This is a genomic window from Acinetobacter sp. ANC_7654 (assembly GCF_056779855.1).
In genome coordinates this window covers 74,686-101,104 of record NZ_JBWYIR010000008.1, presented here as the reverse complement: position 1 = coordinate 101,104, position 26,419 = coordinate 74,686, and the positions used below count along the sequence as shown (strand labels likewise).

At 38.6% G+C, this 26,419-nt stretch carries 20 protein-coding genes, 1 tRNA gene and 1 riboswitch; of the genes, 7 read left to right on the top strand and 14 right to left on the bottom strand.

The window, feature by feature from the left end:
* Nucleotides 1-37 precede the first annotated feature (37 nt).
* Together thiC and AC1M86_RS10010 are read right to left on the bottom strand one after the other, a co-directional pair.
* Nucleotides 38-1,933 (bottom strand): phosphomethylpyrimidine synthase ThiC, encoded by a 1,896-nt coding sequence (gene thiC, locus AC1M86_RS10015; protein ID WP_481591483.1) that lies wholly within the window; start codon nucleotides 1,931-1,933, stop codon nucleotides 38-40.
* 87 nt (nucleotides 1,934-2,020) lie between these two features.
* Nucleotides 2,021-2,140, bottom strand: a riboswitch (TPP riboswitch).
* Between the two features lie 40 nt (nucleotides 2,141-2,180).
* Entirely contained in the window at nucleotides 2,181-3,233 is a 1,053-nt protein-coding gene (locus AC1M86_RS10010; RefSeq protein ID WP_481607870.1) for a hypothetical protein, read from the bottom strand.
* Nucleotides 3,234-3,512: 279 nt separating this feature from the next.
* Between AC1M86_RS10010 and abuO the strand changes: the two genes are divergently transcribed.
* A complete protein-coding gene (gene abuO, locus AC1M86_RS10005; protein ID WP_092767312.1) occupies nucleotides 3,513-4,853 on the top strand; it encodes a multidrug efflux outer membrane protein AbuO in 1,341 nt (446 codons plus the stop codon).
* A gap of 96 nt (nucleotides 4,854-4,949) precedes the next feature.
* Complete coding sequence (phoU, locus tag AC1M86_RS10000; RefSeq protein ID WP_035263928.1) at nucleotides 4,950-5,675, top strand: phosphate signaling complex protein PhoU; 726 nt, start codon at nucleotides 4,950-4,952, stop codon at nucleotides 5,673-5,675.
* 398 nt (nucleotides 5,676-6,073) lie between these two features.
* Here the strand turns inward: phoU and AC1M86_RS09995 are convergent, their stop codons facing one another.
* The 3 genes from AC1M86_RS09995 to ompR all read right to left on the bottom strand — a co-directional run bounded on the left by AC1M86_RS09995 (nucleotide 6,074) and on the right by ompR (nucleotide 10,132).
* On the bottom strand, nucleotides 6,074-7,591 hold the full coding sequence (locus AC1M86_RS09995; RefSeq protein ID WP_092767310.1) for an acetyl-CoA hydrolase/transferase family protein: 1,518 nt from the start codon (nucleotides 7,589-7,591) through the stop codon (nucleotides 6,074-6,076).
* A 208-nt stretch (nucleotides 7,592-7,799) separates the two neighbouring features.
* Nucleotides 7,800-9,260 carry an ATP-binding protein gene (locus AC1M86_RS09990; protein ID WP_481593240.1) on the bottom strand — a complete coding sequence of 487 codons (1,461 nt, stop codon included), beginning with the start codon at nucleotides 9,258-9,260 and terminating at the stop codon, nucleotides 7,800-7,802.
* A 107-nt stretch (nucleotides 9,261-9,367) separates the two neighbouring features.
* Nucleotides 9,368-10,132, bottom strand: a complete 765-nt coding sequence (ompR, locus tag AC1M86_RS09985) for an osmolarity response regulator transcription factor OmpR (protein WP_035263934.1) — start codon at nucleotides 10,130-10,132, stop codon at nucleotides 9,368-9,370.
* Nucleotides 10,133-10,614: 482 nt separating this feature from the next.
* Between ompR and AC1M86_RS09980 the strand changes: the two genes are divergently transcribed.
* On the top strand, nucleotides 10,615-12,981 hold the full coding sequence (locus tag AC1M86_RS09980; RefSeq protein WP_481607869.1) for a Tex family protein: 2,367 nt from the start codon (nucleotides 10,615-10,617) through the stop codon (nucleotides 12,979-12,981).
* A gap of 195 nt (nucleotides 12,982-13,176) precedes the next feature.
* Nucleotides 13,177-15,372, top strand: a complete 2,196-nt coding sequence (locus AC1M86_RS09975; protein WP_481607868.1) for a bifunctional SulP family inorganic anion transporter/carbonic anhydrase — start codon at nucleotides 13,177-13,179, stop codon at nucleotides 15,370-15,372.
* 58 nt (nucleotides 15,373-15,430) lie between these two features.
* Here the strand turns inward: AC1M86_RS09975 and AC1M86_RS09970 are convergent, their stop codons facing one another.
* The 4 genes from AC1M86_RS09970 to AC1M86_RS09955 all read right to left on the bottom strand — a co-directional run bounded on the left by AC1M86_RS09970 (nucleotide 15,431) and on the right by AC1M86_RS09955 (nucleotide 18,684).
* On the bottom strand, nucleotides 15,431-15,748 hold the full coding sequence (locus tag AC1M86_RS09970) for a hypothetical protein (protein WP_092767300.1): 318 nt from the start codon (nucleotides 15,746-15,748) through the stop codon (nucleotides 15,431-15,433).
* A gap of 112 nt (nucleotides 15,749-15,860) precedes the next feature.
* Nucleotides 15,861-16,160, bottom strand: a complete 300-nt coding sequence (locus tag AC1M86_RS09965) for a hypothetical protein (protein WP_035263939.1) — start codon at nucleotides 16,158-16,160, stop codon at nucleotides 15,861-15,863.
* A gap of 116 nt (nucleotides 16,161-16,276) precedes the next feature.
* The gene (locus AC1M86_RS09960; protein ID WP_481607867.1) at nucleotides 16,277-17,164 is read right to left on the bottom strand and encodes an SDR family NAD(P)-dependent oxidoreductase; all 888 of its coding nucleotides are present in this window, start codon (nucleotides 17,162-17,164) and stop codon (nucleotides 16,277-16,279) included.
* Nucleotides 17,165-17,406: 242 nt separating this feature from the next.
* On the bottom strand, nucleotides 17,407-18,684 hold the full coding sequence (locus AC1M86_RS09955) for an O-acetylhomoserine aminocarboxypropyltransferase/cysteine synthase family protein (protein ID WP_035263942.1): 1,278 nt from the start codon (nucleotides 18,682-18,684) through the stop codon (nucleotides 17,407-17,409).
* 298 nt (nucleotides 18,685-18,982) lie between these two features.
* On the opposite strand from AC1M86_RS09955, the gene ettA reads away from it, so the two are divergent.
* Nucleotides 18,983-20,644, top strand: a complete 1,662-nt coding sequence (ettA, locus tag AC1M86_RS09950; RefSeq protein ID WP_035263944.1) for an energy-dependent translational throttle protein EttA — start codon at nucleotides 18,983-18,985, stop codon at nucleotides 20,642-20,644.
* Nucleotides 20,645-20,696: 52 nt separating this feature from the next.
* On the opposite strand, the gene AC1M86_RS09945 is transcribed toward ettA, so the two are convergent.
* The 5 genes from AC1M86_RS09945 to AC1M86_RS09925 form a co-directional block, all read right to left on the bottom strand.
* Nucleotides 20,697-21,002, bottom strand: a complete 306-nt coding sequence (locus tag AC1M86_RS09945) for an SEL1-like repeat protein (RefSeq protein WP_051586493.1) — start codon at nucleotides 21,000-21,002, stop codon at nucleotides 20,697-20,699.
* 158 nt (nucleotides 21,003-21,160) lie between these two features.
* Complete coding sequence (locus tag AC1M86_RS09940; protein ID WP_035263946.1) at nucleotides 21,161-21,502, bottom strand: zinc-ribbon domain-containing protein; 342 nt, start codon at nucleotides 21,500-21,502, stop codon at nucleotides 21,161-21,163.
* Nucleotides 21,503-21,607: 105 nt separating this feature from the next.
* Nucleotides 21,608-21,683: transfer RNA gene (locus tag AC1M86_RS09935), tRNA-Glu, on the bottom strand.
* A 114-nt stretch (nucleotides 21,684-21,797) separates the two neighbouring features.
* Nucleotides 21,798-23,306, bottom strand: a complete 1,509-nt coding sequence (gene gltX / locus AC1M86_RS09930) for a glutamate--tRNA ligase (protein ID WP_481589160.1) — start codon at nucleotides 23,304-23,306, stop codon at nucleotides 21,798-21,800.
* Between the two features lie 127 nt (nucleotides 23,307-23,433).
* Entirely contained in the window at nucleotides 23,434-23,748 is a 315-nt protein-coding gene (locus AC1M86_RS09925) for a hypothetical protein (protein WP_092767291.1), read from the bottom strand.
* A gap of 404 nt (nucleotides 23,749-24,152) precedes the next feature.
* Here AC1M86_RS09925 and AC1M86_RS09920 point away from each other — a divergent pair, with 404 nt between their 5' ends.
* Nucleotides 24,153-25,127, top strand: a complete 975-nt coding sequence (locus tag AC1M86_RS09920) for a sulfate ABC transporter substrate-binding protein (RefSeq protein ID WP_481591513.1) — start codon at nucleotides 24,153-24,155, stop codon at nucleotides 25,125-25,127.
* Nucleotides 25,128-25,366: 239 nt separating this feature from the next.
* Nucleotides 25,367-26,383 carry a sulfate ABC transporter substrate-binding protein gene (locus tag AC1M86_RS09915; RefSeq protein ID WP_481589159.1) on the top strand — a complete coding sequence of 339 codons (1,017 nt, stop codon included), beginning with the start codon at nucleotides 25,367-25,369 and terminating at the stop codon, nucleotides 26,381-26,383.
* Nucleotides 26,384-26,419: the final 36 nt, after the last annotated feature.

Sequence of the window (26,419 nt, the reverse complement as noted above, 5' to 3'; positions counted from 1 at the left end):
CTGAGATTGCATTAAAGAAAAACAGATTTTTTAATTTTTACAGCTTCTGATACAACTTTTGTCCTTGCTTATGATACTCATTTTTCATGGCGTTGAGACCTGATTCAATCTCTTGATTTAACTTGAGATCTAGGTTATCAGACTGCTGATTTTGAGCGTATTCACGCACATTTTGGGTAATCTTCATTGAGCAAAATTTAGGTCCACACATCGAACAGAAATGCGCTGATTTATGTGCCTCTTTAGGCATGGTTTCATCATGCATACTACGTGCCGTATCAGGATCTAAACTTAAGTTAAATTGATCTTCCCAACGAAACTCAAAACGTGCTTTTGAAAGCGCATTATCACGGACTTGAGCACCTGGGTGTCCTTTGGCGAGGTCTGCAGCATGTGCTGCAATTTTATAGGTGATAATGCCATCTTTGACGTCCTTTTTATTGGGTAGACCTAAATGCTCTTTAGGTGTTACGTAACAAAGCATCGCTGTTCCATACCAACCGATCATGGCTGCACCAATTGCTGAAGTAATATGATCATAACCAGGTGCAATATCTGTTGTTAATGGTCCTAATGTATAAAAAGGTGCTTCTTTGCAAACCTCAAGTTGTAAATCCATATTTTCTTTAATCATATGCATAGGAACATGACCAGGACCTTCAATCATGACTTGCACATCGTGTTCCCAAGCTCGATGGGTTAATTCTCCTAATGTACGCAGTTCGGAAAATTGGGCTTCGTCATTGGCGTCTTGAATGCACCCAGGGCGTAAACCATCACCTAAGCTGAATGAGACATCATAGGCTTTCATGATCTCGCAGATTTCATCAAAATGGGTGTATAAGAAATTTTCTTTATGATGTGCAAGACACCACTGTGCCATGATTGAACCACCGCGTGAAACGATGCCCGTTAAGCGATTGGCTGTGAGAGGAACATAGCGCAATAAAACACCAGCATGAATCGTGAAGTAATCAACCCCTTGCTCAGCTTGTTCGATTAAAGTGTCTTTAAAAATTTCCCATGTAAGATCTTCTGCTATTCCATCCACCTTTTCTAATGCTTGATAAATCGGAACAGTTCCAATAGGTACAGGGGAGTTTCGAATAATCCACTCGCGTGTTTCGTGAATATTTTTACCCGTAGATAAATCCATGATGGTGTCAGCACCCCAACGTGTTGCCCATGTCATTTTTGCCACTTCTTCATCAATGGATGAACCCAGTGCTGAGTTGCCAATATTGGCATTGATTTTCACTAGGAAATTTCGTCCGATAATCATCGGTTCGAGTTCAGGATGATTGATATTGGCAGGAATAATGGCACGACCTGCAGCGACTTCTTGGCGTACAAATTCGGGTGTAATTTCTAATAAATTTTTTGCACCAAAGTTTTGACCAACATGTTGGCGAGTATCCACACCTTCGCGCTGTTTTTGGTTTTCTCGAATCGCAATGTATTCCATTTCAGGCGTGATAATACCCTGCTTAGCATAATGCATTTGCGTAACGTTATGTCCTGGTTTAGCTCGACGAGGTTTCTGGATATGTGCGAAACGAATGCCAGCTGTACGAATATCTTGAAGACGTTCTCGCCCAAATTTTGAGCTTAATGTCGCGAGTTGTTCTGTATCTGCGCGCTCTTCAAGCCATGTATCTCTGAGGTTTGGTAGGCCTCGATTTAAATCAATTTGAATCTCAGGGTCGGTATAAACACCTGAAGTGTCATACACCAAAATGGCAGGATTATACTCACCGCCTAAGCCCGTTGGTGTATCGGAGAGTGCAATTTCACGCATGGGTACGCGAATATCTGGACGAGAACCTTGAACATAGACTTTTTTTGACGCTGGTAAAATGCGGGTGAGATCTTGAGCATCTTGCTCATGTTGAGCAGAGAGATCTGTATTTGAAAGATTCGTTAATTGGTTCATTGCAATGATCCTTATGAATGACATCAACGAATCAAGCACGACCAAAAACGGTGGCGGAATTATCCTGAATGAATAACCTAGAACAAAGTTTTTAGATGGCTTGATTCCTACGCAGGTATTAACCTGATCAGGTTCAACGGTACTCACCATCAAAACAATGTTTTAGGTGATCTCAGCGAGTTATTACTCGCGCTCCGTCAAGCGATGCCAAAATATTAACATATAAAGTCAGATTAAAGTCATCAGACTATGATGCATAACAAATTGCGTCTTTAAAGCAATTACGACGATTTTCAAGATCAACAGTTTTTAAGTTTAAATAGTGACTTAGCTGTATAAGAACTTGCGGATTTTGATCAGTCTGATTTGAAGTTAATTTACTTTTTTGTTGTGAATCCAGTTCGATAAATTTTAAGAAAAGTCTCGCTTGATCTGCTAAACGACTATTTTTCATATTTGCGAGTTGTTCGATTTCAGTTAAAGCATCGGGTGCAATTTCAACACGTCCTTCAAAATCATGAGAAACAGGATCATGTTTGAGACCTTTAAATAATAGATTTGAATAAAAATGATAAAGGTACTCTGCATCTAAACGGAAACTGCTTTGAGGGTATTTTTTTAGATAATTTTCCCAATACTGGGCACGTCTAGAAATCTCTTGTGCTTCAAGATGAAAATGAGGATCTTCAAATTGTGCTTGCTGATTTTGTTCAGCAAGTTCTTGCATAAATGCTTGTTCTGCCTCAGGGAAATAGGGGGCAAATACTCGTGCTAAATAATATGGGTTTCTTTGATAGGTTGCTTGGTGGTTAATATCGACGAGATCAATATACGCTTGACCCTTATGCCGAAGTAAATATTGATCTCTTGGATGTAATTTTTCAATTTGTGATTGTTGAATCGTCGGAAATTGCGACTGGTCATGAGCATATAAATCAAAAGCTTTTTGCTGATCAGCTGATCGATCTATACTTAAGAAATTTCTATACATGATGTCTGCCAAACCGATCAATTCTTTCTGTTCCTGAAAGGGCATTAAGGGAAGACAAAGTCGAATATCTTGATTGATTTGCTCAATGGCGAATGTAGTCCGTTGAGCAGTTATCCCGAGCATTTCTTTTTTGAGTTTTTGACAAATGAGGTTGAGATCAGGTGTGGTGTTCTGGTTTTGGGTTGGGTTTGGAGATTCAGTAGGTATTTCTTCGGAAATCGGTTTTTGACACGCAGTTAAGCCAAGACTTACGACCATAAGAGTCAATAATTGACGAATAGGCTTAAACGTGTGCAAAAATGACTTCATTGAGATATCAAAATACAGTTAAAGTGTGAAATGAGGCGCAAATAGATTTTCACCTATTTTAAAACCGTACAGTGAAATTTATTGTAGTTGCTTCGCAATCAAGCGTTAAAATAATGTATGAAAAACATACATCAATGCGCATAATTCAAAATAATTCTCCGGATTAAATGAAAAAATAATAAAATTGATACGTAAAAAGCTCGATTAAAGATTATATTTGCAACATCCTATTCTAATTACTTGTTATTCAAATGCTTAAGGTGCTGTGAAGTCATTATCATGAAAAAAACTCTACTTGCAGTCAGTTTAATTGCGCTTAGCCCGATGAGCTTTGCATTGAACCTCGTTGAAGCCTATGAGCGAGCAAAGCAAACCGATCCAAATTGGCAAGCCAACGTTTTGCAGTATGAGGCTGATCAGTTAAATATAGGTTTAGCAAAAGGTAATTTGCTGCCGACAGTAACTGTTTCAGGAAATGTGACGCGTAAAAACCAAGATGTAAATCGTTCAAGTACAGAATCGAATCCTTTTTTTAATAGTTCTGACCTGTTGGCATCGACATCGACCACTCGTCAAATTGCGATTACTGCACGACAACCCATTTTCAGAATGGATGCTTGGCAGGGATATAAACAGGTAAAAACCTCAGTTCAACTGAGTGAAGTCACTTTAAAACAGCAACAGCAACAACATATATTAAATGTCTCTGAAGCTTATTTTAATGTACTACGTCAACAGGCTTTAACGCTCACTAACGCTCAAGAAGAAAAAGCATTATTCGAGCAGCTCAATATGATGAATGCCAAACTCAAAGAAGGTTTAGTTGCTGAAAGCGATGTGAGCGAAGCGAATGCACAATATCAAAATGCGCGAGCAAATCGAATTGCGACAGGTGTTCAATTAATCTTGGCACAAGAGCAACTTGCTCAGTTGATTGGACCTTACCAAGAAAAGCTCGCTGTTTTAAGTGATGATTTCGAGTATCAAAAGCCTGTACCGAATATCATGAGTGAATGGACTAAATTAGCTCAAGAACAGAATCTTGAAATTCTACAAGCGCGTTTGCAACGTCAATATGCCAATGATCAGCGACGTGTAGAGCAAGCGGCGCTTTATCCTCAAGTCGAAGCAGTAGCCACTTATGGTTATAGTGAACAGTCACCACAAACAGCTATATCAAGTGATGGGAAATTTGATCAGGTGGGTGTAGAAATGAACTGGAATGCCTATACCGGTGGACGAACTAAAATTAATATTGATAAAGCGACAAAAAATGTTGAAAAGTCGGAACGCCAATTAGAAGCTGCGATACGTAAAGCAACCACAGATGCTAAAAAATCTTACCTACAAATTGATATGGATAGTGCTACATTGCAAGCGCGCAAAGCTGCCATGGATTCTTCCGCATTAGTCGCGAAAGCATCCCAAGCTCAGTATGATGAAGGGCTTAAAAGTATGGTTGATGTGTTGCTTGCACAAAGAAATGCTTTTGCAACGCGATTAGATTTTGTGAATGCTCAATATGATTATGTGTTGAATGTGTTGAGGTTGAAGGCTTCTGTGGGTCAATTGAATGAAAATGAGCTTCGTCAAATGAATGCATGGTTAGTTGAAAAATAGAATAAATTGATTGTTTTGTCATCAAATATTCACAATTGATATGCTTTAATATGGCAAAAATTTCAATCCATTCACGCTGTGTGGAGTAATAAGACTTTGAGCTCTAATAATCCTGTACTTAGCCACCATATTTCTTCTCAATTTAACGAAGATTTGCAAGATGTCCATACCAAATTTATGGCGATGGGTGGTTTGGTTGAGCAACAAGTTGCTAATGCCATTCATGCTCTTTTAGACACCAATGTGAATTTGGCTGTAGATGTCCAATTTCAGGATAATACGGTAAACCGCTACGAGCGTGAAATTGATGAAGGCTTGACTTTGATTTTAGTACGCCGTCATCCTGCTGCAAGTGATCTGCGTATGGTGATTGCAATGAGCAAGGCCAATACCGATTTAGAACGTATAGGTGATGAAGCAGCTAAAATTGCACGTATAGCCCAAAATCTATGTGAAGAAGGTGAGTCACCTCGTGGTTATATGGAAACACGTCATATCGGTAACCAAGTTCGAGTAATGATTCATGATGCATTGGATGCATTTGCACGCGTTGATGCAGAGCAAGCACTAAAAGTATTGTTGGCTGATGCAGATATCGATCGTGAATATCAATCTGCTACACGTACATTAATGACTTACATGATTGAGGATCCTCGTCATATTTCTCGTGTTCTGAATGTCATGTGGGTGCTGCGATCTCTAGAGCGTATTGGTGACCATGCGCGTAATATTTCTGAACAAGTGATTTATATGGCTAAAGGCTACGATGTTCGTCACACCAGTGTGGAAGAGATTGAGGAAAAAGTTCAAGGTAATCATTAAAATAGAATTCGTTTCAAACACAAAAAACCTCGAATATCGAGGTTTTTTTATGTGGACACTAAACTTGAGTTCTGTAAAACATATAGACAAAAAAATTCCTAGATTTTGGGGGAAATCTAGGAAGGAAAACTGATGAAACAGTACGCTGTTATTATTATTTGTTCACTCATAATCTTGCTATGAAATAATAATACTTAAATTATGTGTAAAGTTCAGCCATAAAAGTGTGATTTTGTGTAATTTAATATTAATAAAATGTAAAATAGTTCACATTTAAGCATCTTATTCAATCCTGCCTATTTTATTGGTTTATGTCAAATATTATGATGATCTAAAAGTATTTTAGAATCTTTCGAAATAAAAAAAGCCCTGATATTCAGGGCTTTTTTAAGTCATACTTATGCAGATTTTGCTTCTGCAGGTGCAGATAACATATGACCTGTTTCTTCGAAATTAGAATGCCAAGAGAGCGCTTCTGTAAGTAGGTGAGGAGTTTGTCCACCTTTAGCACATGCACGATCGAAATAGTCGTTTAATGCGTCTTTATACAATGGGTGAACACAGTTATCGATGATTGCACGTGCACGTTCACGCGGTGCAAGACCACGTAAATCAGCAAGACCTTGTTCAGTAACAAGAACGTCTACGTCATGACCTGTGTGATCTACGTGAGATGCCATCGGCACTACAGATGAAATGTCACCGCCTTTAGCGATTGATTTAGTCACGAAGATTGCGATATGCGCATTACGTGCGAAGTCACCTGAACCACCAATACCATTCATCATTTTTGAACCACATACGTGCGTAGAGTTCACATTGCCGTAGATGTCAAATTCAAGCGCAGTATTGATCCCGATAATCCCTAAACGGCGTACCAATTCTGGGTGGTTTGAAATTTCTTGAGGGCGTAATACAAGTTTGTCTTTGTATTGCTCAAGATTATTGAATACTTTTTCACCATAACGTGCAGAAAGTGTAATTGATGAGCCAGAAGCGAATTTCATTTTACCAGCATCAATTAATTCAAAAGTACAGTCTTGAAGTACTTCTGAGTACATGATGAGATCTTCAAAATTCGATTCTTTAAGACCCGTTAATACCGCATTCGCAATTGAACCAATACCTGCTTGTAATGGACCTAAATTTTTAGGAAGACGTTCTTCAGCCACTTCTTTTTCAAAGAATTCGATTAAGTGGTTTGCAATTGCTTGAGTCTCATCATCTGGTGCAGTGACTGTTGATGGAGAATCATGGAATTCGCTGTTAAATACGATGCCAACAATTTTAGCAGGATCGATATTAATTGCATGTGTACCAATACGCTCATCAACTTGAGTGAGTGGAATCGGCTGACGTGTCGGACGATAAGATGGGATATAAATATCGTGCAAGCCTTCGAATGCTGGGCTTAAATTTGTATTAATTTCAACAATTACTTTTTCTGCAAAAATTGCAAAGCTTGCTGAGTTACCTACTGAAGTTGTTGGAATGATGCCACCATCTTCAGTAATTGCTACAGCTTCGATGACTGCAATATCAGGCTTTTTCAATTGTTTATTACGCATTTGTTCAACAGTTTCTGACAAATGCTGATCAATAAACATTACTTCGCCTTTATTGATCGCTTTACGCAAAGTATTGTCGACTTGGAAAGGTAGACGACGAGCCAATACGCCAGCTTCAGTTAACTGTTTATCTAAGTCATTACCCAAAGACGCACCAGTGATTAAAGTGATCTTTAAAGGGTTTGTATGAGCGCGTTTTACCAATGCCAATGGAACTGCTTTAGCTTCACCAGCACGCGTGAAACCACTCATACCTACGGTCATGCCATCTTCAATAAACGTTGAAGCTTGTTCAGCTGAAATGACTTTTTCATGAAGTGACTCTAAACGAATGCGATCTAAAGACATGGTTTACTCTTCTCTTGATATTCTGGATCTGGCACCGATTGTACCGATCAAGCGAGCCATTTTGCATACTTGTTAGGCTAAGGTCTAATTTTTTCAAAAAATGCGGATATAAAGATATATTATTGTTTGTAAGATATTGTTTTTTATATTTAATTTTCATTGTGGTGAATAATTAAACCAATTCAACCGTTCAACTATTCACCATTCATCAAAATCGTTCGGTGATGGTTTGCCTGATTTTATCTAAGGTGCTATTGGTTGAAATATCAGCAGCTTGAGGTGTTAAAAGGGGTAGTAGAATGATAGCTTCAAGACCTCCTTCAGGACGATTATGAATTTTTAATTCACCTTCATGAATATCGACAATTCGTTTCACAATGGCTAAACCAAGACCACTCCCTTGGATGGTACGTGCTTCATTGCCACGTACAAAAGGTTGCATAAGGTCTTCAATTTGATCTTCTGGGATTCCATCACCGTGATCAGCAACACAAATTTTTAGATGATCTCCCTCAACTTTCGCACTTAGCTCAATGGGTTCAGCACCATAACGCTTAGAATTATTAATTAAGTTACCAATTAAGCGTTTGAGGGAAAGCGAACGTGCAGTAATCAGTGGGAGTTCTTCTGGTTCAAAGCGAATATCCAGGGGTTTAAACTGAATAACTAATTCTTGCAAAAGGGTATTGATATTGGTTTCTTTTAGGTCTTCATCTGAACCATCACGCATGTAAGAAATAAACTGATTAAGAATGGCATCCATATCATCCACATCAAAGATTAAACCTTCTTTCAAGAAGTCATCATCTGACATCATTTCGGCACTCAGTCGAATTCGAGTGAGCGGGGTCCTTAAATCATGTGAAATCCCAGCCAACATAATTTGACGATCACGTTCAGTGAGCTCCAATGTATAAATCATATGATTAAAGGCTTGGTTGACTTGGCGGATTTCCAAAGGTCCGTGGTTCGTCTCAAGATAGGGGGCTTTTCCAGTTTTACTATAGCTATTTGCTGCATTTTGCAGTCGGCGTAGTGGGCGATTGAGCTGTCTCACTAAAGTTAAGATAATCATGGCTGAAATCAGCGGTACGCCAAGAAACCATGCCAAAATCAATTCGGGGCTATAATTCGCATAAGTTTTTAACGGCTCTTGAACCCAATTCCCGTTCATTTCTGGGGTTTGAATCCAAATACGTGGGCTGGGTTTAAATTGGAAATAGACAGTCACTTCAGGTACGTCGAGTTCTTTGGCCAAACGTTTTTCAACTTGGTTCGTAAAGAATTCAGCAATGACTTTATCGCGCTGGTTGGGGAACGCAGCAGGGTCTGTAACGTATTCAATTCCAACACGCTGTTTTAACCATGTGTCAACATCAAGTTCAGTGTCACCATGAAAAATTCGAAGGTCGGGGTTGTTGATAATTTCGAGTTCAACCGCAAGGTAGCGTGCATGCTGTTGAATCTCTGGTAAATAGAGGGTTTTCCAAAAAAACCAAAGTGACATAAACAGACTAAAGAACACCACAAAAACAACCAAAACTGTTGTTCGCATTGCAGCGGAGCGCGGCTTGATTTTGTCAAGAAAGCGTTCCCATTTCGTTCGTTTTCGCTCTGAATACGCAACAAACTCATTAAATTTTTGTGGGTCAATAGGATCAAGTTTCACGGTCTAACCTGAGAGTTTGGGCTTAAAAAGAATAAGTGCATGTAATTGTTTAATACATAAAATAAAGACCCCGACATCATTGATGGCGGAGTCCATTGTTTAAAAAATTATTCTGCACCATCTGGTACAAATACATATCCCACACCCCACACCGTTTGAATGTAGCGTGCGCGCGCCGGATTTTCCTCGATTAAACGACGTAAACGAGAGACTTGAACATCAATAGAACGTTCCATTGCTCCCCATTCACGACCACGCGCCAAATTCATTAATTTATCACGTGTCAACGGTTCACGAGGATGTTGCACCAATGCTTTGAGTACTGCGAATTCACCAGTAGTCAAGGTCACCACTTGACCCTCACGAGTCAATGTTCGAGTCGATAGATCGAGTGACCAAGGACCAAATGAAACCACTTCAACATTTTGGCTTGGTGCCCCAGGAACCTCACGCACTTGTCGACGTAGTACAGCTCGGATACGAGCTAACAATTCATTTGGGTTGAATGGTTTTGGTAGATAGTCATCAGCACCTGCTTCAAGCCCTGCAATACGATCAGAGTCGCTACCACGTGCAGTGAGCATAATAATAGGCGTGTCGATGTTAGACTGCCTTAAACGACGACAAATGCTTAAACCATCTTCTACAGGAAGCATAAAATCTAAAACGATGAGCGAGAAAAGTTCACGTTGTAATAACCGATCCATTTGCGTGGCATCATGTGCGGTTTTAACCACAAAACCTTTATCTTCTAAAAACCGTTGTAAAAGGGTACGAAGACGCACATCATCGTCGACGACCAGAATGCGTTCAACTCTGTCAGTGTCATTGTGTACTACATCAGTATTTTCAGCAGGTACAACTAAACTCATGATGCACTCCCTTAAAAGTTGTATTTATAAATATTCATTTGTCTCAGTATAATGCCTAAGTTCTTGTTAAGACTATGTATCAAATTGCTCAAAATTACAATTTTAAGTGTGTTCTGAAACCAAATCACAACATGTATTGACCTGTTTTTAGGCAAATAATTTAAAATAAAATCGCTATTCAATATGAAGCTAATTTGAAGTGCTATTGAAAGCAAGAAATTTACATCAAAATCAGAAAAATAAAGTGATTTTAAAGAGTTAAATGTTTTAATTCATTGTCAAAGTGATGACACAATGACGCATTACACTCAAATAATTGATCAGAGACTTCACCTGAAGATTTTTCTCTGGGAGATAAAACTAGAAAAATTGAGACTTTTATTTAAAATTTCATTGCAAATATTCAAAACAATTGTGGATTTTATAGTCTCGGTCTTTATAATCACTAACTTTTAGTCCTTATCCTTGTGGAATTTAACACGATGACTGACTTAGTTCAGCAGTTGGCAAGTGAACTTGCCGTACGTCCAAACCAAGTAGAAGCTGCCATTAAGCTGATTGATGAAGGTTCTAGTGTTCCATTTATTGCACGTTACCGTAAAGAAGTAACTCAAGGCTTAGACGATACGCAGTTACGTCAACTGGATACCCGATTAACTTACCTTCGTGATTTATTTGAACGCCGTGAAAAGGTCATTGAATCACTGAAAGAACAAAATAAACTCACGGATGATTTGTTAGCTCGCGTCAATGCCGTTGAAACAAAAAATGCATTAGAAGAAATTTACGCACCGTATCGTCCAAAACGTACGAGTAAATCATTTAAAGCAAAAGAGGCTGGTTTAGGCCCAATCGCTGAAAAAATCTATAATGAAAATGTTGAACCTGCAGAAGCTTTAGAAGGATTTAATCATGAAGATTATTCTGATTTAGAGAGTCAATTAGACGCTGTTCAGCATATTCTCATTGATGACTGGGCACAAAATATTGCACTCACGACAGAGCTTAAAGCGATGTTTGCAAAAACAGCAGTGTTAAAAAGCTTAGTTGCTAGTGAAGAGAAAAAAGAAGTTGGTAAAAAATTCCGTGACTACTTCGATTTTTCTGAAAACTTAAACAAAGTTCCATCACATCGCTTATTGGCAATGTTACGTGGACGTCAAGAGAATGTACTAGGTCTAAAAGTTGATGGTGAAAATGATGCTCCTTTGGCACGCATTGAAACTGAATACAATCTTGATCAAGTTCAACCTCAAGCCCGTCAAGATTTTCTGAAGCAAACTGCAAAATTATTCTGGCTCGGCAAAGTCCGGCCTACAATTGAGCATTCACTTCTGACAGAAAAGCGTTTGGCTGCTGAAGCAGAAGCAATGCAAGTATTTGCAGAAAATTTACGTCATTTACTTTTATCTGCACCAGCAGGTTCACGTACTACTTTAGGTGTGGATCCTGGTATCCGTACAGGTGTGAAATTGGCTGTCGTGAATGCATCTGGAGATGTACTGGCACACAGCACGATTTATCCATTCGCACCTAAAGAAGATAAAGAAGGCTCAATCAATGAATTGGCACGTTTATGTCGTGAATTCAATGTTGAGCTAATTGCTATTGGTAACGGTACCGCGAGTCGTGAAACAGAAGCTGTTGTTGTGGAAATGATGGCTGCTCATGCTGATCTTAAATTAACGCGCGTGTCTGTATCTGAAGCAGGTGCTTCAGTATATTCAGCATCTGAATTGGCTTCACAAGAATTACCAGATTTAGACGTATCGATTCGTGGTGCAGTATCTATTGCGCGTCGTTTACAAGATCCATTGGCTGAACTTGTGAAGATTGATCCTAAATCAATTGGTGTAGGTCAATATCAACACGATGTGAATCAAACAGGCTTGGCAAAAACGCTTGAAGCTGTAGTGGAAGACTGTGTGAACTCAGTTGGTGTAGATGTGAATACAGCATCTTCAGCGATTTTGGGTTACATCGCAGGATTAAACAAATCTATAGCACAGCAAATTGTAGACTACCGTAAAGAGAATGGTCGTTTTGATAATCGTCAAGATTTGAAAAAAGTACCACGCTTAGGTGAGCGTACTTTTGAGCAAGCTGCAGGTTTCTTACGTATTCAAGACGGTTCAGAGCCATTGGATGCTTCAGCAGTTCATCCTGAGTCTTATGGTTTAGTCAACAAGATTGTTGAAGCGAAAGCGACCACTGTAAAAGATATTATTGGCAATACTGAAATCATTCGTCAGGTTAAACCTGAAGAGTTTGTTGATGACAAATTTGGTTTACCAACGATCCAAGATGTTTTGGCGGAGCTTGAAAAACCAGGTCGTGATCCACGTCCAGAGTTCCGTACAGCGAAGTTCCGTGATGACATTACTGAGGTTTCACAACTGACTGAAGGCTTAGAGCTTGAAGGTGTAGTGACCAATGTAACGAACTTTGGTGCATTTGTTGATGTTGGTGTTCATCAAGATGGTTTAGTTCATATTTCAGAACTAGCGAATGAATTTATTTCTGATCCACATAAGTTTGTGAAACCAGGGCAAATTGTTCAAGTGCGTGTGTTACAAGTTGATGTGGAACGTAATCGTGTTAATTTATCGATGCGCCCTGCAGGATCTGAAGCACCTGCGAAGGCACCGCGCCAGCCACGTCGTGAAACTCATGGCCAGCAAGAGCAACGTGGTGAGCGTAAACCACACGCGAAGCGTCCTCAGCAAGCACGTCCACAGGGTGATCGCCCACAACATGCGAAAAAACCTCAGCAGCAGAAACCACAAGAACAGAAGATTGGTGGTTTAGGTGCATTATTATTACAAGCAGGGGTTAAAGGTTCGAAGTAATCTTTAATCAGGTAAAAAACCTCCCATATGGGAGGTTTTTTTATGCTTATGTTTTTAAATAAATGAAGAACATCAAGGTGATTTATTTTAAATGTAAACTTTAAGATGGTATAAAACAACAAGAAAAACTTAATAATCAATTCACTTCAAAATTATTTTTAACTTTATAAGTCATATAATTAAGAGAAATTAAACATGAGTATATCTCAAAATAACGAGCTGAAACCTCGATTTTATAATCGTGATTTGCTCTCAGGTCTGGTTGTTTTCCTTGTTGCACTTCCGCTTTGTTTGGGCATAGCTCATGCATCAGGTGCACCACTCATTTCAGGCATTATTGCTGGCGTGATTGGTGGAATCGTTGTTGGTTTTTTTAGTGGCTCACATATCAGTGTATCTGGTCCCGCTGCAGGCTTAGTGGCGATTGTATTGACCCAAATTGAATTACTACAAGGTAATTATCAAGCCTTTTTGTTCACATTGTTTTTAGCTGGAATTTTACAAATATTATTTGGTATTTTTAGGTTAGGTGTTTTCTCAAATTTCGTACCCACCAATGTGATTTTGGGATTGCTTGCCGCGATTGGTCTGTTACTGATTATCAGTCAATTACCTAAATTGATTGGTTTGGATGTCAAAGGCTTTGTTTTGATTGATCAATGGTCAATTCAATCTGTACTGAGTCATATTGATATTGGCTCAGGATTAATTGGTCTAAGTTGTATTGCGTTAATCCTACTGTGGGATAGTAGTAAATTAAAAAAACTGCCGCTGCCTTCAGCCTTGATTGCGGTGATATTTGCTGGACTTCTTAACTTTATCATGTTGAAAATCGGCTCTCCATATGCAGTAAACCCTCAACAATTGATTAATCTTCCGAATATCTTTTCTGGTTCAGAAACGATTTTCCAGTTTCCAGATTTTTCGTATTGGAATAATAGTTTAATTTATACGGGTGCAATTACATTAGCGGTGGTAGCTTCTCTTGAAACACTATTGAATTTAGAAGCTGCCGATAAGATGGATCCACAAAAGCGCTCATCACCACCGAATCGTGAATTATTTGCACAGGGTGTTGGAAACTCTATGTCAGGATTGATCGGTGGTATGCCGATTACCTCAGTCATTGTTCGTAGTTCAGTGAATGCAACCAGTGGAGCTAAAACCAAATTTTCTGCAATCTTTCATGGTTTTTTACTGATTGTTGCAGTGGTGGCGCTCACCCCATTAATCAATGCGATACCGCTATCTTCATTAGCAGCAATCTTAATCTTGACTGGATTTAAATTGGCAACACCAAGCCTATTTAAACGGATTTATGCGCAAGGTTGGAAACAATTTTTACCTTTTATTGTCACGGTAGTTGCAATCATTGCAACTGATTTACTGAAAGGCATCATGATTGGTCTAGTGATCAGTTTATTGATTATCTTACAGAGTCATTTACACCGTGGTGTACGTGTGATCCATGAAAAACACTTGCATGGTTCACTTACCCGTATTGAATTAGCACCGAATTTAAGTTTTTTAAATCGTGCCGCACTCGTCACCGCTTTAGAAAAAGTTAAACCGCATGAAAATGTGCTAATCGATGCATCCAATACCTATTATATTGATCCAGATATCTATCAAATTATTAAGGACTTTCAAAGTGAAGTGGCGGTAAAGCAGGGGATAAAAGTTAATTTACAAGGTTTTAAAGCACATTATCCTGAAATAAAAGAGGACGAGCTCGATCTTGATGTGAGTACGCAAGAACTCCAAAAACAGCTCAGTCCTGATCAAGTTTTACAGATGCTAAAAGACGGGAACTTGCGTTTTATTAATCATCAGCGTTTACACCATAATATTGCTCGCCAAATTCAAGTTACGTCAAATGCAGGGCAACATCCTATTGCTGCAGTGTTGGGTTGTATGGATTCTAGAGCACCGACAGAGCGCATTTTTGATGTAGGAATCGGTGATTTATTCAGTTTGCGTATTGCTGGAAATATTGCTGGTCAAAAAGTCGTGGGCTCTTTAGAGTTTGCATGTAAAACCAAAGGTTCAAAACTGATCGTGGTATTGGGGCATACGGACTGTGGTGCGGTAGGATCTGCTTGTCATTTATTTGAGCAAAAAGTGGATTTGAGTCAACTAAAAGATACACCGAACGTTCAGCATTTTTTGAAGCCGATTATGCAGGCGGCGGAAACAGTCAAAAATGATATGAGTAATTATCAACTTACAACCAATTTTATTGATGCCGTAACTGTGTTAAATGTGCGAAATAATATTAATTATATTATTAAAAATAGTGACACGTTAAGAGACATGATTGAGCGTAAAGAGATTGGGATTGTTGGCGCAATCTATGATGTGAAATCTGGTCAAGTCAACTTTTTATCTTAAATGATCTCATTTCATCAGTAAGTGATATTAAAAACCTCCCAAATGGGAGGTTTTTAATTTATCCATTAATCATGGGGACAATCCAGCTGGTTAAGATCAATAAAATCCCGAGATGACCTAATTTTCGTGAAATTTTTACGAATTTTGGAACTGATTGTTCGATCTTTTGTGCATAGTCTTGTAGGTTGGCAGCTTTAGTTTGGCGGCTATGCCACAAGAATACGGCAAGATCGATACAGATGAGAATAGTTCCTACATCTGCGACTACGTCTAAAACTTTAAATTCTTGAGTATAAAAACCGAGAGTAACTTGATAAATGAGGAATATCGCAAATGCGATGGCTGCACATTGCAGCACTAAAGCTAAACCACGCATAAGTACAAAGCATAAAATCAATAAGATGTAAGGTTTATAACATAACTCTGCCACCTAACGAATGATCTCAAAATTTTTTTACGCCTAGATTTGAACCCAATCATGATTAGCACTAAATAAGATTCGGTAAGATCAAGCTGAATGCAATAGTGCCTAAACCTATTTTTGACAAATGATATGCATAAGACTTTGGTGCTTTGGCATGATTCATCTGCTGTTGATCCAATTCAGTTTTATTTTGAGCATCGGCTGGTTTTATGTTGAATCCCAGCTCAAGCAAAATTAAAAATAAACCTAGCTGTAATAAGGTGTCGAATGAGTAATGTTGCTGAATAATCATGCTCATGATTTGAGTAAAAATCAAAACAGCAACTGCTAGAAAAAATAATCTAAAAAAATAAATTTGAGCCATGACAAACTCCTATTTTATGTTTTGATCATGGCATTTAATTCTTAAAGAATAATTAAAATCACACAGTGAAAATGTAAGAAGATCATCTCACAAAGTACTTAAATTAACTTGTTCGATCACCAATATTCGCCAGGAAATAGTCGGGCATATGCACGCTGTACAATGTTTAATTTTTCTTGGCGACCGACAGAAGCAGTAGAGCTTGGAAATAAATTAAATCCAATCGACATCAATTTATTATTAATATCAGGTGCAATTGCATAAGTAATTGATGCAAGTTTTCCAAGACCAGTCGTTACCTTTTTTGGACGGTTCACAATAGCACCAGCGATTAAATCTGCAGCTTGAATCGGTGAAAGTGCTGGCACGTATTTATATATTTTAGTTGGAGCGATCATCGGCGTTCTGACCAAAGGCATGTAGACCGAGGTGATAGCGATATTATGCGCATGGACTTCAGCTGATAGGCAACGGCTAAATGCATCCAATGCAGCTTTTGAAGCGACATATGCAGAGAAGCGTGTAGCATTGGCTAATACACCAATTGAACTGATATTAATAATATGTCCACGTTCACGGTCTATCATATGTGGAAGGATATTTAAAATGAGGCGAACAGCACCAAAATAGTTGAGTTGCATCGTGCGTTCAAAATCGTGAAAACGTTCGATGGACTCATGGACTGCACGGCGAATCGAACGACCTGCATTATTAATTAAAATATCAATATGTGTGACGCTATTGAAGATTTGTTGCGTTACAGCATCGATTGAACTCATATCATTCAAATCACAAGGAAAAATGTCAGCTTTCCCCCCTTTTTGCTCAATCTCATATTTTACTTGTTGTAAAGTTTCCTCAGTTCGTGCCACCAATAATACATGCGCACCTGCCGCAGCCAATTGATGTGCAACAGTTAAACCGATACCACTGGACGCGCCTGTAATCAGAATATTTTTTCCATGGACACGTTTTTTAAAACGCTGTTCTAATTTTTTATTCACTTCATTCTCCCTGTAAATGCAATGAATTGTGGAACACGTATTTTTAAACGTGTCATACAAATCAGCATAGTGGAAAAATGAAAATAAACCATGGCATAAGTTTATGAATTTATTGTAAAAATTAGAGTAAATGCTCTAATTTTTTATTGTGGTAATACGAATAAAATAATTGAAAAAGGACGATATGGTAAATGAGGATAAAGCCCCAGTCATGAGGCTTTATTTCTAATGTATTACCAAGATTAAACTTGAGCGAGCGCTTGTTCTAGGTCGGCGATTAAATCGTCAGCATGTTCGATTCCAATAGATAAGCGAACCATATCCGTAGAAACGCCAGCAGCTTTTAACTCTTCTTCATTCAGTTGGCGATGCGTTGTAGTTGCTGGGTGACATGCTAAGCTTTTTGCATCACCGATATTCACCAATCGTGTGAATAATTGTAGGGCATCTATAAAGCGAGTTCCGCCTGCTAAGCCATCCTGTACACCAAATGAAAGAATTGCTGAAGGTTTGCCCTTAACGTATTTCTGAGCTAAAGCATGTTGCGGGTGATCAGGTAGTCCTGCGTAATTTACCCATTTTACTTTTGGATGAGCTTGTAAATATTGAGCAACTTTTAAAGCATTTTCAGTATGACGTTCCATACGTAAACTTAATGTTTCTAAACCTTGCAGGATTAAGAAAACATTTTGTGGGCTAATCGCTGCACCTGTGTTGCGTAATGGCACGACACGAGCACGTGCAATATAAGCTGCTTCACCAAGCGCTTCGACATAGTTTACGCCGTGATAGCTTGGATCGGGCGTATTTAACGCTTTAAAACGATCTGGATATTTACCCCAAGGGAATTTACCGCTGTCAACAATGATACCGCCGATCGAATTACCATGTCCGCCGATGTACTTGGTTAGAGAGTGAACAACAATATCTGCACCAAATTCAAAAGATTTTTGAAGTACTGGTGTAGCAACTGTATTGTCCACAATTACAGGAATGCCAAGTTCATGTGCAAGCTTAGAAATCGCTTCTAAATCAATAATATTGCCGAGTGGATTACCAATAGACTCAACGAAGACTAATTTAGTTTTTTCATCAACAAGTGCTCGCAAACTTTCTGGATTTTGATAATCGAAGAAGCGCACTTCGATCCCTTGTTTTGGTAGCGTATGTGCAAATAAATTATATGTACCACCATAAAGTGTAGATACGGAAGCGATATTGTCCCCAGCTTCAGCAATGGTTTGAATGGCATAGGTAATGGCTGCCATACCTGATGCAAGTGCTAATGCGCCGATCCCACCTTCGAGTGCTGCAATACGTTGTTCAAGCACAGCAGTCGTTGGGTTCATAATCCGTGTATAAATATTCCCAGAGACCTTTAAATCGAATAGGTCTGCGCCATGTTGCGTATTATCAAATGAGTAAGACGTCGTTTGATAAATGGGTACCGCAACTGCTTTAGTCGTTGGTTCAGGTGAGTATCCAGCATGGATGGCGAGGGTTTCGTCCTTATATGTCATTTTGAGATCTTCTTGTGGTTTAAAAATTGTTCAATGAGAATATAGCACCCTAATCATATTATAAAATTTATAAAATATTGAAAAAGTTATCTAAAATTCTCATATGTTGCTCATTTAAAAGCCATATTCTTGTGCACTTTGAATGGTAAGTTTGATGAAAAAATAAACTTGTAACATTCCTTGCAAGTTCGGGCGTATGGCTTATGTTTTTATCGTATTCATCGTATAATGCTCCCTAATTATTTGTCCGCGATTTGTATTTACAGCGGATTTTGTTTTTTTTATAGAGGAGTCCTACGTGGCCCAATATATTTACACGATGAACCGTGTGTCTAAGATGGTTCCGCCTAAGCGCGAAATCCTTAAAGACATCTCTTTATCATTTTTCCCGGGCGCTAAAATTGGTGTTCTTGGTTTAAACGGTGCAGGTAAATCTACCTTGCTTCGTATTATGGCTGGCGTAGATAAAGATTTCTCTGGTGAAGCTCGTGCACAACCAGGTATCAAGATCGGCTACCTTGAGCAAGAGCCGCCATTAGATGAAACAAAAGACGTTCGTGGCAACGTTGAAGATGGCGTTCGTGAAGCACTTGATGCATTAGCTCGTCTTGATGAAGTTTTCGCTGAATATGCAGCTGAAGATGCCGACTTTGATGCACTTGCAAAAGAGCAAGAAAAGCTTGAAGCAATTATTCAAACTTGGGATGCGCATAACTTAAATAACCAGCTTGAACAAGCAGCGGCAGCGTTAAACTTGCCAGCTTGGGATGCTGATGTCACTAAATTGTCAGGTGGTGAGCGCCGTCGTGTGGCACTTTGCCGTTTGCTCTTGTCTAAACCAGACATGTTGCTTCTTGACGAACCGACGAACCATTTGGATGCATCATCTGTTTCATGGTTGGAACGTTTCTTAAAAGATTTCCCTGGTACAATCGTTGCGATTACGCATGACCGTTATTTCTTGGATAACGTTGCTGAGTGGATTCTTGAGCTTGACCGTGGTATGGGTATCCCTTATCAAGGTAATTATTCTTCTTGGTTAGAGCAGAAAAATGCCCGCTTAGAGCAAGAACAGAAGCAAGAAGAATCTTTTGCTAAAGCATTGAAAAAAGAACTTGAATGGGTTCGTTCTAATGCAAAAGGTCAGCAAAAGAAAAATAAAGCACGTATGGAACGCTTTGAAGAGCTTAACTCTCGTGAATTCCAACAACGTAACGAAACGTCTGAAATCTACATTCCACCTGGTCCACGTCTAGGGAACAAGGTTGTGGAAGTTGAAGGTATCAGCAAATCGTTTGGTGATCGTACGCTTTACAAAGATTTATCTTTTGTTGTTCCACCTTGTGCGATCGTGGGTATCGTGGGTGAGAACGGTGCGGGTAAAACCACACTATTCCGTATGATGACAGGTGAATTACAACCTGATACAGGTACGGTAACGCTAGGTGAGTCAGTTAAAGTGGCTTACGTGGGTCAGATTCGTGACACCTTAGATAACAATAAAACGGTTTGGGAGGAAGTTTCTGGCGGTTTAGATATCTTACGTATTGGTGAATATGAAATCGCATCACGTGCATATATTGGTCGTTTTAACTTTAAAGGCCAAGATCAGCAGAAGCGTGTAGGTCAATTGTCAGGTGGTGAGCGTAACCGTTTACAACTTGCGAAAATTCTACAAATGGGCGCAAACGTTATCCTTCTCGATGAACCATCGAACGACTTGGATATCGAAACTTTACGTGCGCTTGAGGATGCAATTTTAGTATTCCCAGGTACTGTAATGGTCATCTCGCATGACCGTTGGTTCCTAGACCGTATTGCAACGCACATCTTGTCATTCGAAGGTGAAACACCAGAATTCTTCACAGGAAACTATGCTGAGTTCGAAGAATACCGTCGTAAACGCGATGGCGATGATCTAGTGGCTAAGCGCCAAAAATATCGCAAAATTGGTGGTTAATTCCATCTAATAAAAAAACCAGCCTTCAGGCTGGTTTTTTTATGAATTAATTTTATGAAAATGCTAAAAGACTATAAGCTTGAAGTAGAGTTCTTTTTGCATTTTCATTTCCAGCATTCGCTGATTGGTTCAGCCATTTTTCAGCAATTTGATAATTTCGATCCAAACCTAGTTCACCATTTAAGTAACTCAGACCTAATTGATATTGTGCTTCAGCATTCCCACGTAATGCATCACGTAGGTATAACCACATTTGATTTCGAGGGTTTAAGGATGTGGATGGCTCGAGATTGGATAAATTAGCCGTTCGAGTACGTTTTAGATCAAAGAATAGTGATTGAAATAGTTTTATTATCATTATGGTTCTCCTTGCTTATCCATGCAAAAATGAGATCTATTTCATTAAATTATGCTCTTTTGAAGGTTTTGTCTACTACTCATATATAAAATTTAAATTTATTTAATTTTAAGTCCTAAAAGTTCAAATGAGCTTTTAGGACTGATGAAAATAAACAATTAATTTTCCCATTCGTGATTACATTCACGGCATTTCCATTTCTTTTGAGATTGCATGAAGGCTTGCATCGAAATTTTGAAATCTGGTAAATCTTTCCAGAACATCACACCCGCTATCACTGCAATTAAAAATACGATCACAGTTGCAATTTGAAGTGTCTCGCCAGCACCATTGCTAAAAATCATCAGTACAACGCTAATAATGACCAATAATAGGAGTAAAAATAGAGTGGGTACGAGGATAATTAAGCTTTTAGGAACATTTGGTCGTACAGCAGGTGCATTTGCACTTGCTAAAGGAAGAATTTTACGACTTTGACATTTAGGGCATTGGTACTGCATGAGTGCTCCGTATTTCTTTTGCTTAATTCTATAACATCGAAACTAAAATCAAAAATGTATAGATGAAAAAAAACCACTGATCGAGGTCAGTGGTTTTTTAGAATTTGGCGTCCCTACGGGGATTCGAACCCCGGTTACCGCCGTGAAAGGGCGATGTCCTAGGCCTCTAGACGATAGGGACTTATGAGGCAACACAGTCAATGCTATAAAAGCAATCTAGGTATCAAGCTAAGTGCTCAATCTGTGTGAGCGCTATATTAGGGATATAACACTCATGCGTCAATAAAAAAATTAATTAAGCTTCATCAACTGCGTCATTTTTCGGCAATTTTAAGCTTTCATTCAATTTTTCCCACACTTTAAGCTCTTTTTTACTTGGACCGCCAACGATTTCGAGTGCATGACGCAAGCGAGCAAAAGTCAAGTCAGGACCAATGGTCACCATGGTTTGCATCACTGGCGTTGAAGCAGTAGAACCCGCAATGGCAATAAAGAACGCAGGCATAAAGTCACGTAATTTAATTTCCATTTGTGCAGCTAAATCCATTAGCGTTTGGCTAACAGTGTCATTATTCCAAGTAAATAAGCTTTCTAAGCGCCAAATTGCAAATTGTAGGCTTTGACGAACTTGCTCTTCAGATAACTTTTTACTTTCGAATTGTGCTTTAGACAGTGTAGGGAAGTGATTAAAATAATGTGCTGACCAATTCACAGCTTCAGACAATAGGTTAATACGTGGTTGGATTGCAGCCGCAATTTCTTCTAACTTGGCACGATCTGCCTTCCACGCCAATAAAGTGTCTAAAAGCTCAGCAGGGCTAAGTGCTTTGATCCATTGACCGTTTAACCAATTGAGTTTTTCTACATCGAAAATTGGACCCCCAAGCGATACACGTTGGATGTCAAAATTCTCGATCATCTCAGCCAAATTGAACTTTTCGCGTTCATCTGGCATTGACCAACCCATACGACCCAAATAGTTTAATAATGCTTCTGGTAATACACCGATATCTTTGTAGTAATTGATTGAAGTTGGGTTTTTACGTTTAGATAGTTTTGACTTATCAGGGTTACGTAAAAGTGGCATGTGGCAAAGCACTGGCATTTCCCAACCAAAATATTGATAAAGCAATTGGTGTTTAGGAGCAGATGGAATCCATTCTTCACCACGAATCACGTGAGTGATTTCCATTAAATGGTCATCAACAACGTTTGCTAAGTGGTAAGTTGGTAGGCCATCGGTTTTCAGCAGAATTTGCATATCAACTTGTGCCCATGGGATTTCTACTTCACCACGCAGTAAGTCATTAAATTTACAAATCCCTTCTTCAGGTACTTTCATGCGAATAACATGCGGTTCGCCAGCCGCTAAACGTCTTTCAACTTCTTCTGGCGTATGTTTTAGACCACGACCATCATAACGAGGAGATTCACCACGTGCTTGTTGTTCTGCACGCATTTGATCTAATTCTTCAGCAGTGGCAAAACAATAGAATGCATGACCTTTTTCAACCAGTTCTAACGCATATTTTTTATAAATATCCATACGTTCAGATTGACGATATGGCGCATGAGGGCCACCCACATCTGGACCTTCTGACCAATTTAAACCTAACCAGCGCAATGAATCGAGAATCATTTTTTCTGATTCAGGTGTTGAACGGAGTTGGTCTGTATCTTCAATACGTAAGATAAATTCACCGCCATGCTGTTGAGCAAAGCATAGGTTAAATAATGCGATATAAGCAGTACCTACATGGGGGAAACCTGTAGGAGATGGTGCAATACGAGTACGAACTGTCATAGCCAGAAAAAGTTATCAAATAAAAATTGGTTTTATTATAGCAAAAAGCCCAGTGGCTTAATGATTAATTCATTAAATCGGACTGGGCTAAATTTGGCTCAATTGGGGAGATTGAGAAAAATGGTGCTTAAGATGTGTGCTGAGGAAATAAACTTTGTAAAAAACGCGAAAACTGTTGGTGTTGCGATGCTAGAAAGTTTTGCGTTGGAGCATTCTTAATAGAGGTGATCACTTTAATCTGATCCATCTCTGAAGAAGGTTTGTTCTCAGCACGTTCACGCTTTTGTTGAGTCAATGCGCGTTCGATAGGTGTTAAAGACTTTTCAGCAACACTAGAGTTTTGTAGTGATTTAGCAGGATTTTGTAACGCTGCTGCATGTGTCTGGCTCATACCAAAAACACATAAAGTTAAGCTTAACGCTTGTAAATAGCACAAATTCATTTCAATTTTCCCCTATTTTGAATTTATTGTAAGAGTAATTAGGTTTACATTTTAAACATAAAATTCACAAAAGTACAAATGCATCACACTTTCTTACAATTTGTTATTCAACAATCCTTAAGTTACTCAACCTGTAGCTGAAATAAATTTTGCCTCTTTTTATCAATAAAATATGGAGATTTGGTGAAGATATGATGTTATGCGGTAAATTTTAAAGAGAGTATAAGTGATAAAAATGCAATTTATATGAAGAAAATGTATATAAAATTTAGATATTTACAATGATTTAATTCGTCTATTGAATACATTGTGACTGAAGTAAATAAAAAATATAGTGCAATCATAAATGTAATAAAAAAGAGATTTTAATGAATAAGCACTTTTTCAATAAATTATTGGGCCCAATGAGTATTGGGGCATTGTTGTTCAGTATGACTGCACAGGCGAATACATCATTTTTAAATGTTTCTTATGATCCTACTCGCGAATTTTATCAAGAATATAACCAAAGTTTCGGTGAGTTTTGGAAAAAACGTACTGGTCAAGACGTGCAATTTAAGCAATCTCATGGTGGATCTGGGAAACAAGCACGTGCTGTAGCAACAGGATTACAAGCAGATGTTGTGACCTTGGCACTTGCAAATGATATTGAAGAAATTGTAAAAGCAGGTTATATCAATAAAAATTGGCAAAAAGAATTTCCCAATAATTCAGCACCCTATACATCTACCATTGTTTTTTTAGTAAAAAAGGGCAATCCAAAAAATATCAAAGACTGGAATGATTTAGTCAAACCAGGTGTTGAGATCATTACCCCGAACCCAAAAACAGGTGGTGCGCCACGATGGATTTATTTATCTGCATGGGGCTATGCACTTAAACAGCCTGCCGGAAATGATGCCAAAGCTCGTGAGTTAGTCAAACGATTATACAAAAATGTCAAAGTGTTAGATTCAGGAGCCCGTGGATCACTCACGACTTTTGCTGAACGTGGAATTGGTGATGTTTTACTGTCTTGGGAAAATGAAGCGCTCTTAGCGACGCAAGGTTTGGGGCAAGATAAATTTGAAATTATTTATCCATCCATTTCAATTCTAGCTGAGCCTTCTGTTGCCATCGTAGATAAAACCGTAGATAGAAATGGGAATCGTAATCTCGCAAAAGGATATCTTAACTATCTGTATTCACCTTTGGGGCAGGAATTAGCTGCTAAACATAATTTTCGACCACGTAATGAAAAAATCGCAGCTAAATACAGTACTAAATTTCCAAAGGTACAATTATTTACCATCGATAAAGTATTTGGTGGTTGGGCGAAAGCGCAGCAAACGCACTTTGTAAATGGCGCTATTTACGACCAAATTTCAGCAGAAAAATAATCTATTTTTAGAACTTATGTGAATGGATCGCGATATGCTATCCATTTTTAATTATAAGAAATCCATAAAATACTATATATTTGAATATAGACTGTATTTAAGATGATTTATGAATTAATTCATAATCTTGAAAGAAAAATGGTAGCAATATAACGTAAATCACATGTCCAAATTAAATTGATGAATATGATTTTATTTCATATATTTAGATTAATTATGTATATCTAGATTTTTTGACTATGAAAACTCAATTTAAAGCCTTGCTTACAGCGGGCTTACTCGCAACAGGTTTATCGTTCAGCGTATCTTCTCAAGCAGCACAACGTGATTTCCTGAATGTATCTTATGATGCGACTCGTGAATTTTATGATGAGTTTAATCAGTCATTTGGTCAATATTGGCAGTCAAGAACTGGAGTGAAAGTCAACTTTAAACAATCTCATGGTGGCTCAGGTAAACAAGCACGCTCTGTGGTTGATGGCTTGAAAGGCGACGTTGTCACTTTGGCTTTGGCAAATGATATTGAAGAGATCGTGAAATCGGGTCAAATCAATAAAGGATGGCAAAAAGAGTTCCCTTATAACTCTGCACCTTATACATCAACCATTGTTTTTATGGTGCGTAAAGGTAACCCTAAAAAAATTCAGGATTGGCAAGATCTTGTTAAGCCGGGTGTAGAAATCATCACACCAAACCCTAAAACAGGTGGACTACCACGCTGGGTATATTTATCAGCTTGGGGTTATGCACTCAAACAACCAGGTGGTAATGAAGCGAAAGCAAAAGACTTTGTTGGCAAGATGTACCATAACGTCAAAGTGATGGACTCTGCGGCGCGCGCTTCTATGACGACATTTGCTGAGCGTAAAATTGGCGATGTGTTGCTCACTTGGGAAAATGAAGCACTGGTCACTCAAAAAGCCTTGGGCAAAGATCAGTTTGATATTGTTTATCCATCTATTTCTATTTTGACAGAGCCTTCTGTTGCCATCGTTGATCGTACTGTAGATAAAAATGGCAATAAATGGTTGGCAACTGGCTATATCAACTATTTATATTCACCATTAGGTCAGGAGATGGCTGCTAAGCATTTCTATCGTCCGCGTAATGCTGAAGTGTTAGCAAAATACTCAAAACAATTTCCTAAGTTAAAAACATTCACCATTGATGAGGTTTTCGGTGGTTGGGCAAAAGCACAACAAGCACATTTTGTGAATGGTGCGATTTTTGATCAGATTTATAACAGTCGTCGTTAATATACTGAAGTAATTGAAAATTAATAAAAAAGCCTC

Excerpts from the sequence above, each read along its gene's own strand:
- thiC (WP_481591483.1), bottom strand. The coding sequence starts at position 1,933 with ATGAACCAATTAACGAATCTTTCAAATACAGATCTCTCTGCTCAACAT.
- AC1M86_RS10010 (WP_481607870.1), bottom strand. The coding sequence starts at position 3,233 with ATGAAGTCATTTTTGCACACGTTTAAGCCTATTCGTCAATTATTGACT.
- abuO (WP_092767312.1), top strand. The coding sequence starts at position 3,513 with ATGAAAAAAACTCTACTTGCAGTCAGTTTAATTGCGCTTAGCCCGATG.
- AC1M86_RS09995 (WP_092767310.1), bottom strand. The coding sequence starts at position 7,591 with ATGTCTTTAGATCGCATTCGTTTAGAGTCACTTCATGAAAAAGTCATT.
- ompR (WP_035263934.1), bottom strand. The coding sequence starts at position 10,132 with ATGAGTTTAGTTGTACCTGCTGAAAATACTGATGTAGTACACAATGAC.
- AC1M86_RS09980 (WP_481607869.1), top strand. The coding sequence starts at position 10,615 with ATGACTGACTTAGTTCAGCAGTTGGCAAGTGAACTTGCCGTACGTCCA.
- AC1M86_RS09975 (WP_481607868.1), top strand. The coding sequence starts at position 13,177 with ATGAGTATATCTCAAAATAACGAGCTGAAACCTCGATTTTATAATCGT.
- AC1M86_RS09970 (WP_092767300.1), bottom strand. The coding sequence starts at position 15,748 with ATGCGTGGTTTAGCTTTAGTGCTGCAATGTGCAGCCATCGCATTTGCG.
- AC1M86_RS09965 (WP_035263939.1), bottom strand. The coding sequence starts at position 16,160 with ATGGCTCAAATTTATTTTTTTAGATTATTTTTTCTAGCAGTTGCTGTT.
- AC1M86_RS09955 (WP_035263942.1), bottom strand. The coding sequence starts at position 18,684 with ATGACATATAAGGACGAAACCCTCGCCATCCATGCTGGATACTCACCT.
- AC1M86_RS09945 (WP_051586493.1), bottom strand. The coding sequence starts at position 21,002 with ATGATAATAAAACTATTTCAATCACTATTCTTTGATCTAAAACGTACT.
- AC1M86_RS09940 (WP_035263946.1), bottom strand. The coding sequence starts at position 21,502 with ATGCAGTACCAATGCCCTAAATGTCAAAGTCGTAAAATTCTTCCTTTA.
- gltX (WP_481589160.1), bottom strand. The coding sequence starts at position 23,306 with ATGACAGTTCGTACTCGTATTGCACCATCTCCTACAGGTTTCCCCCAT.
- AC1M86_RS09925 (WP_092767291.1), bottom strand. The coding sequence starts at position 23,748 with ATGAATTTGTGCTATTTACAAGCGTTAAGCTTAACTTTATGTGTTTTT.
- AC1M86_RS09920 (WP_481591513.1), top strand. The coding sequence starts at position 24,153 with ATGAGTATTGGGGCATTGTTGTTCAGTATGACTGCACAGGCGAATACA.
- AC1M86_RS09915 (WP_481589159.1), top strand. The coding sequence starts at position 25,367 with ATGAAAACTCAATTTAAAGCCTTGCTTACAGCGGGCTTACTCGCAACA.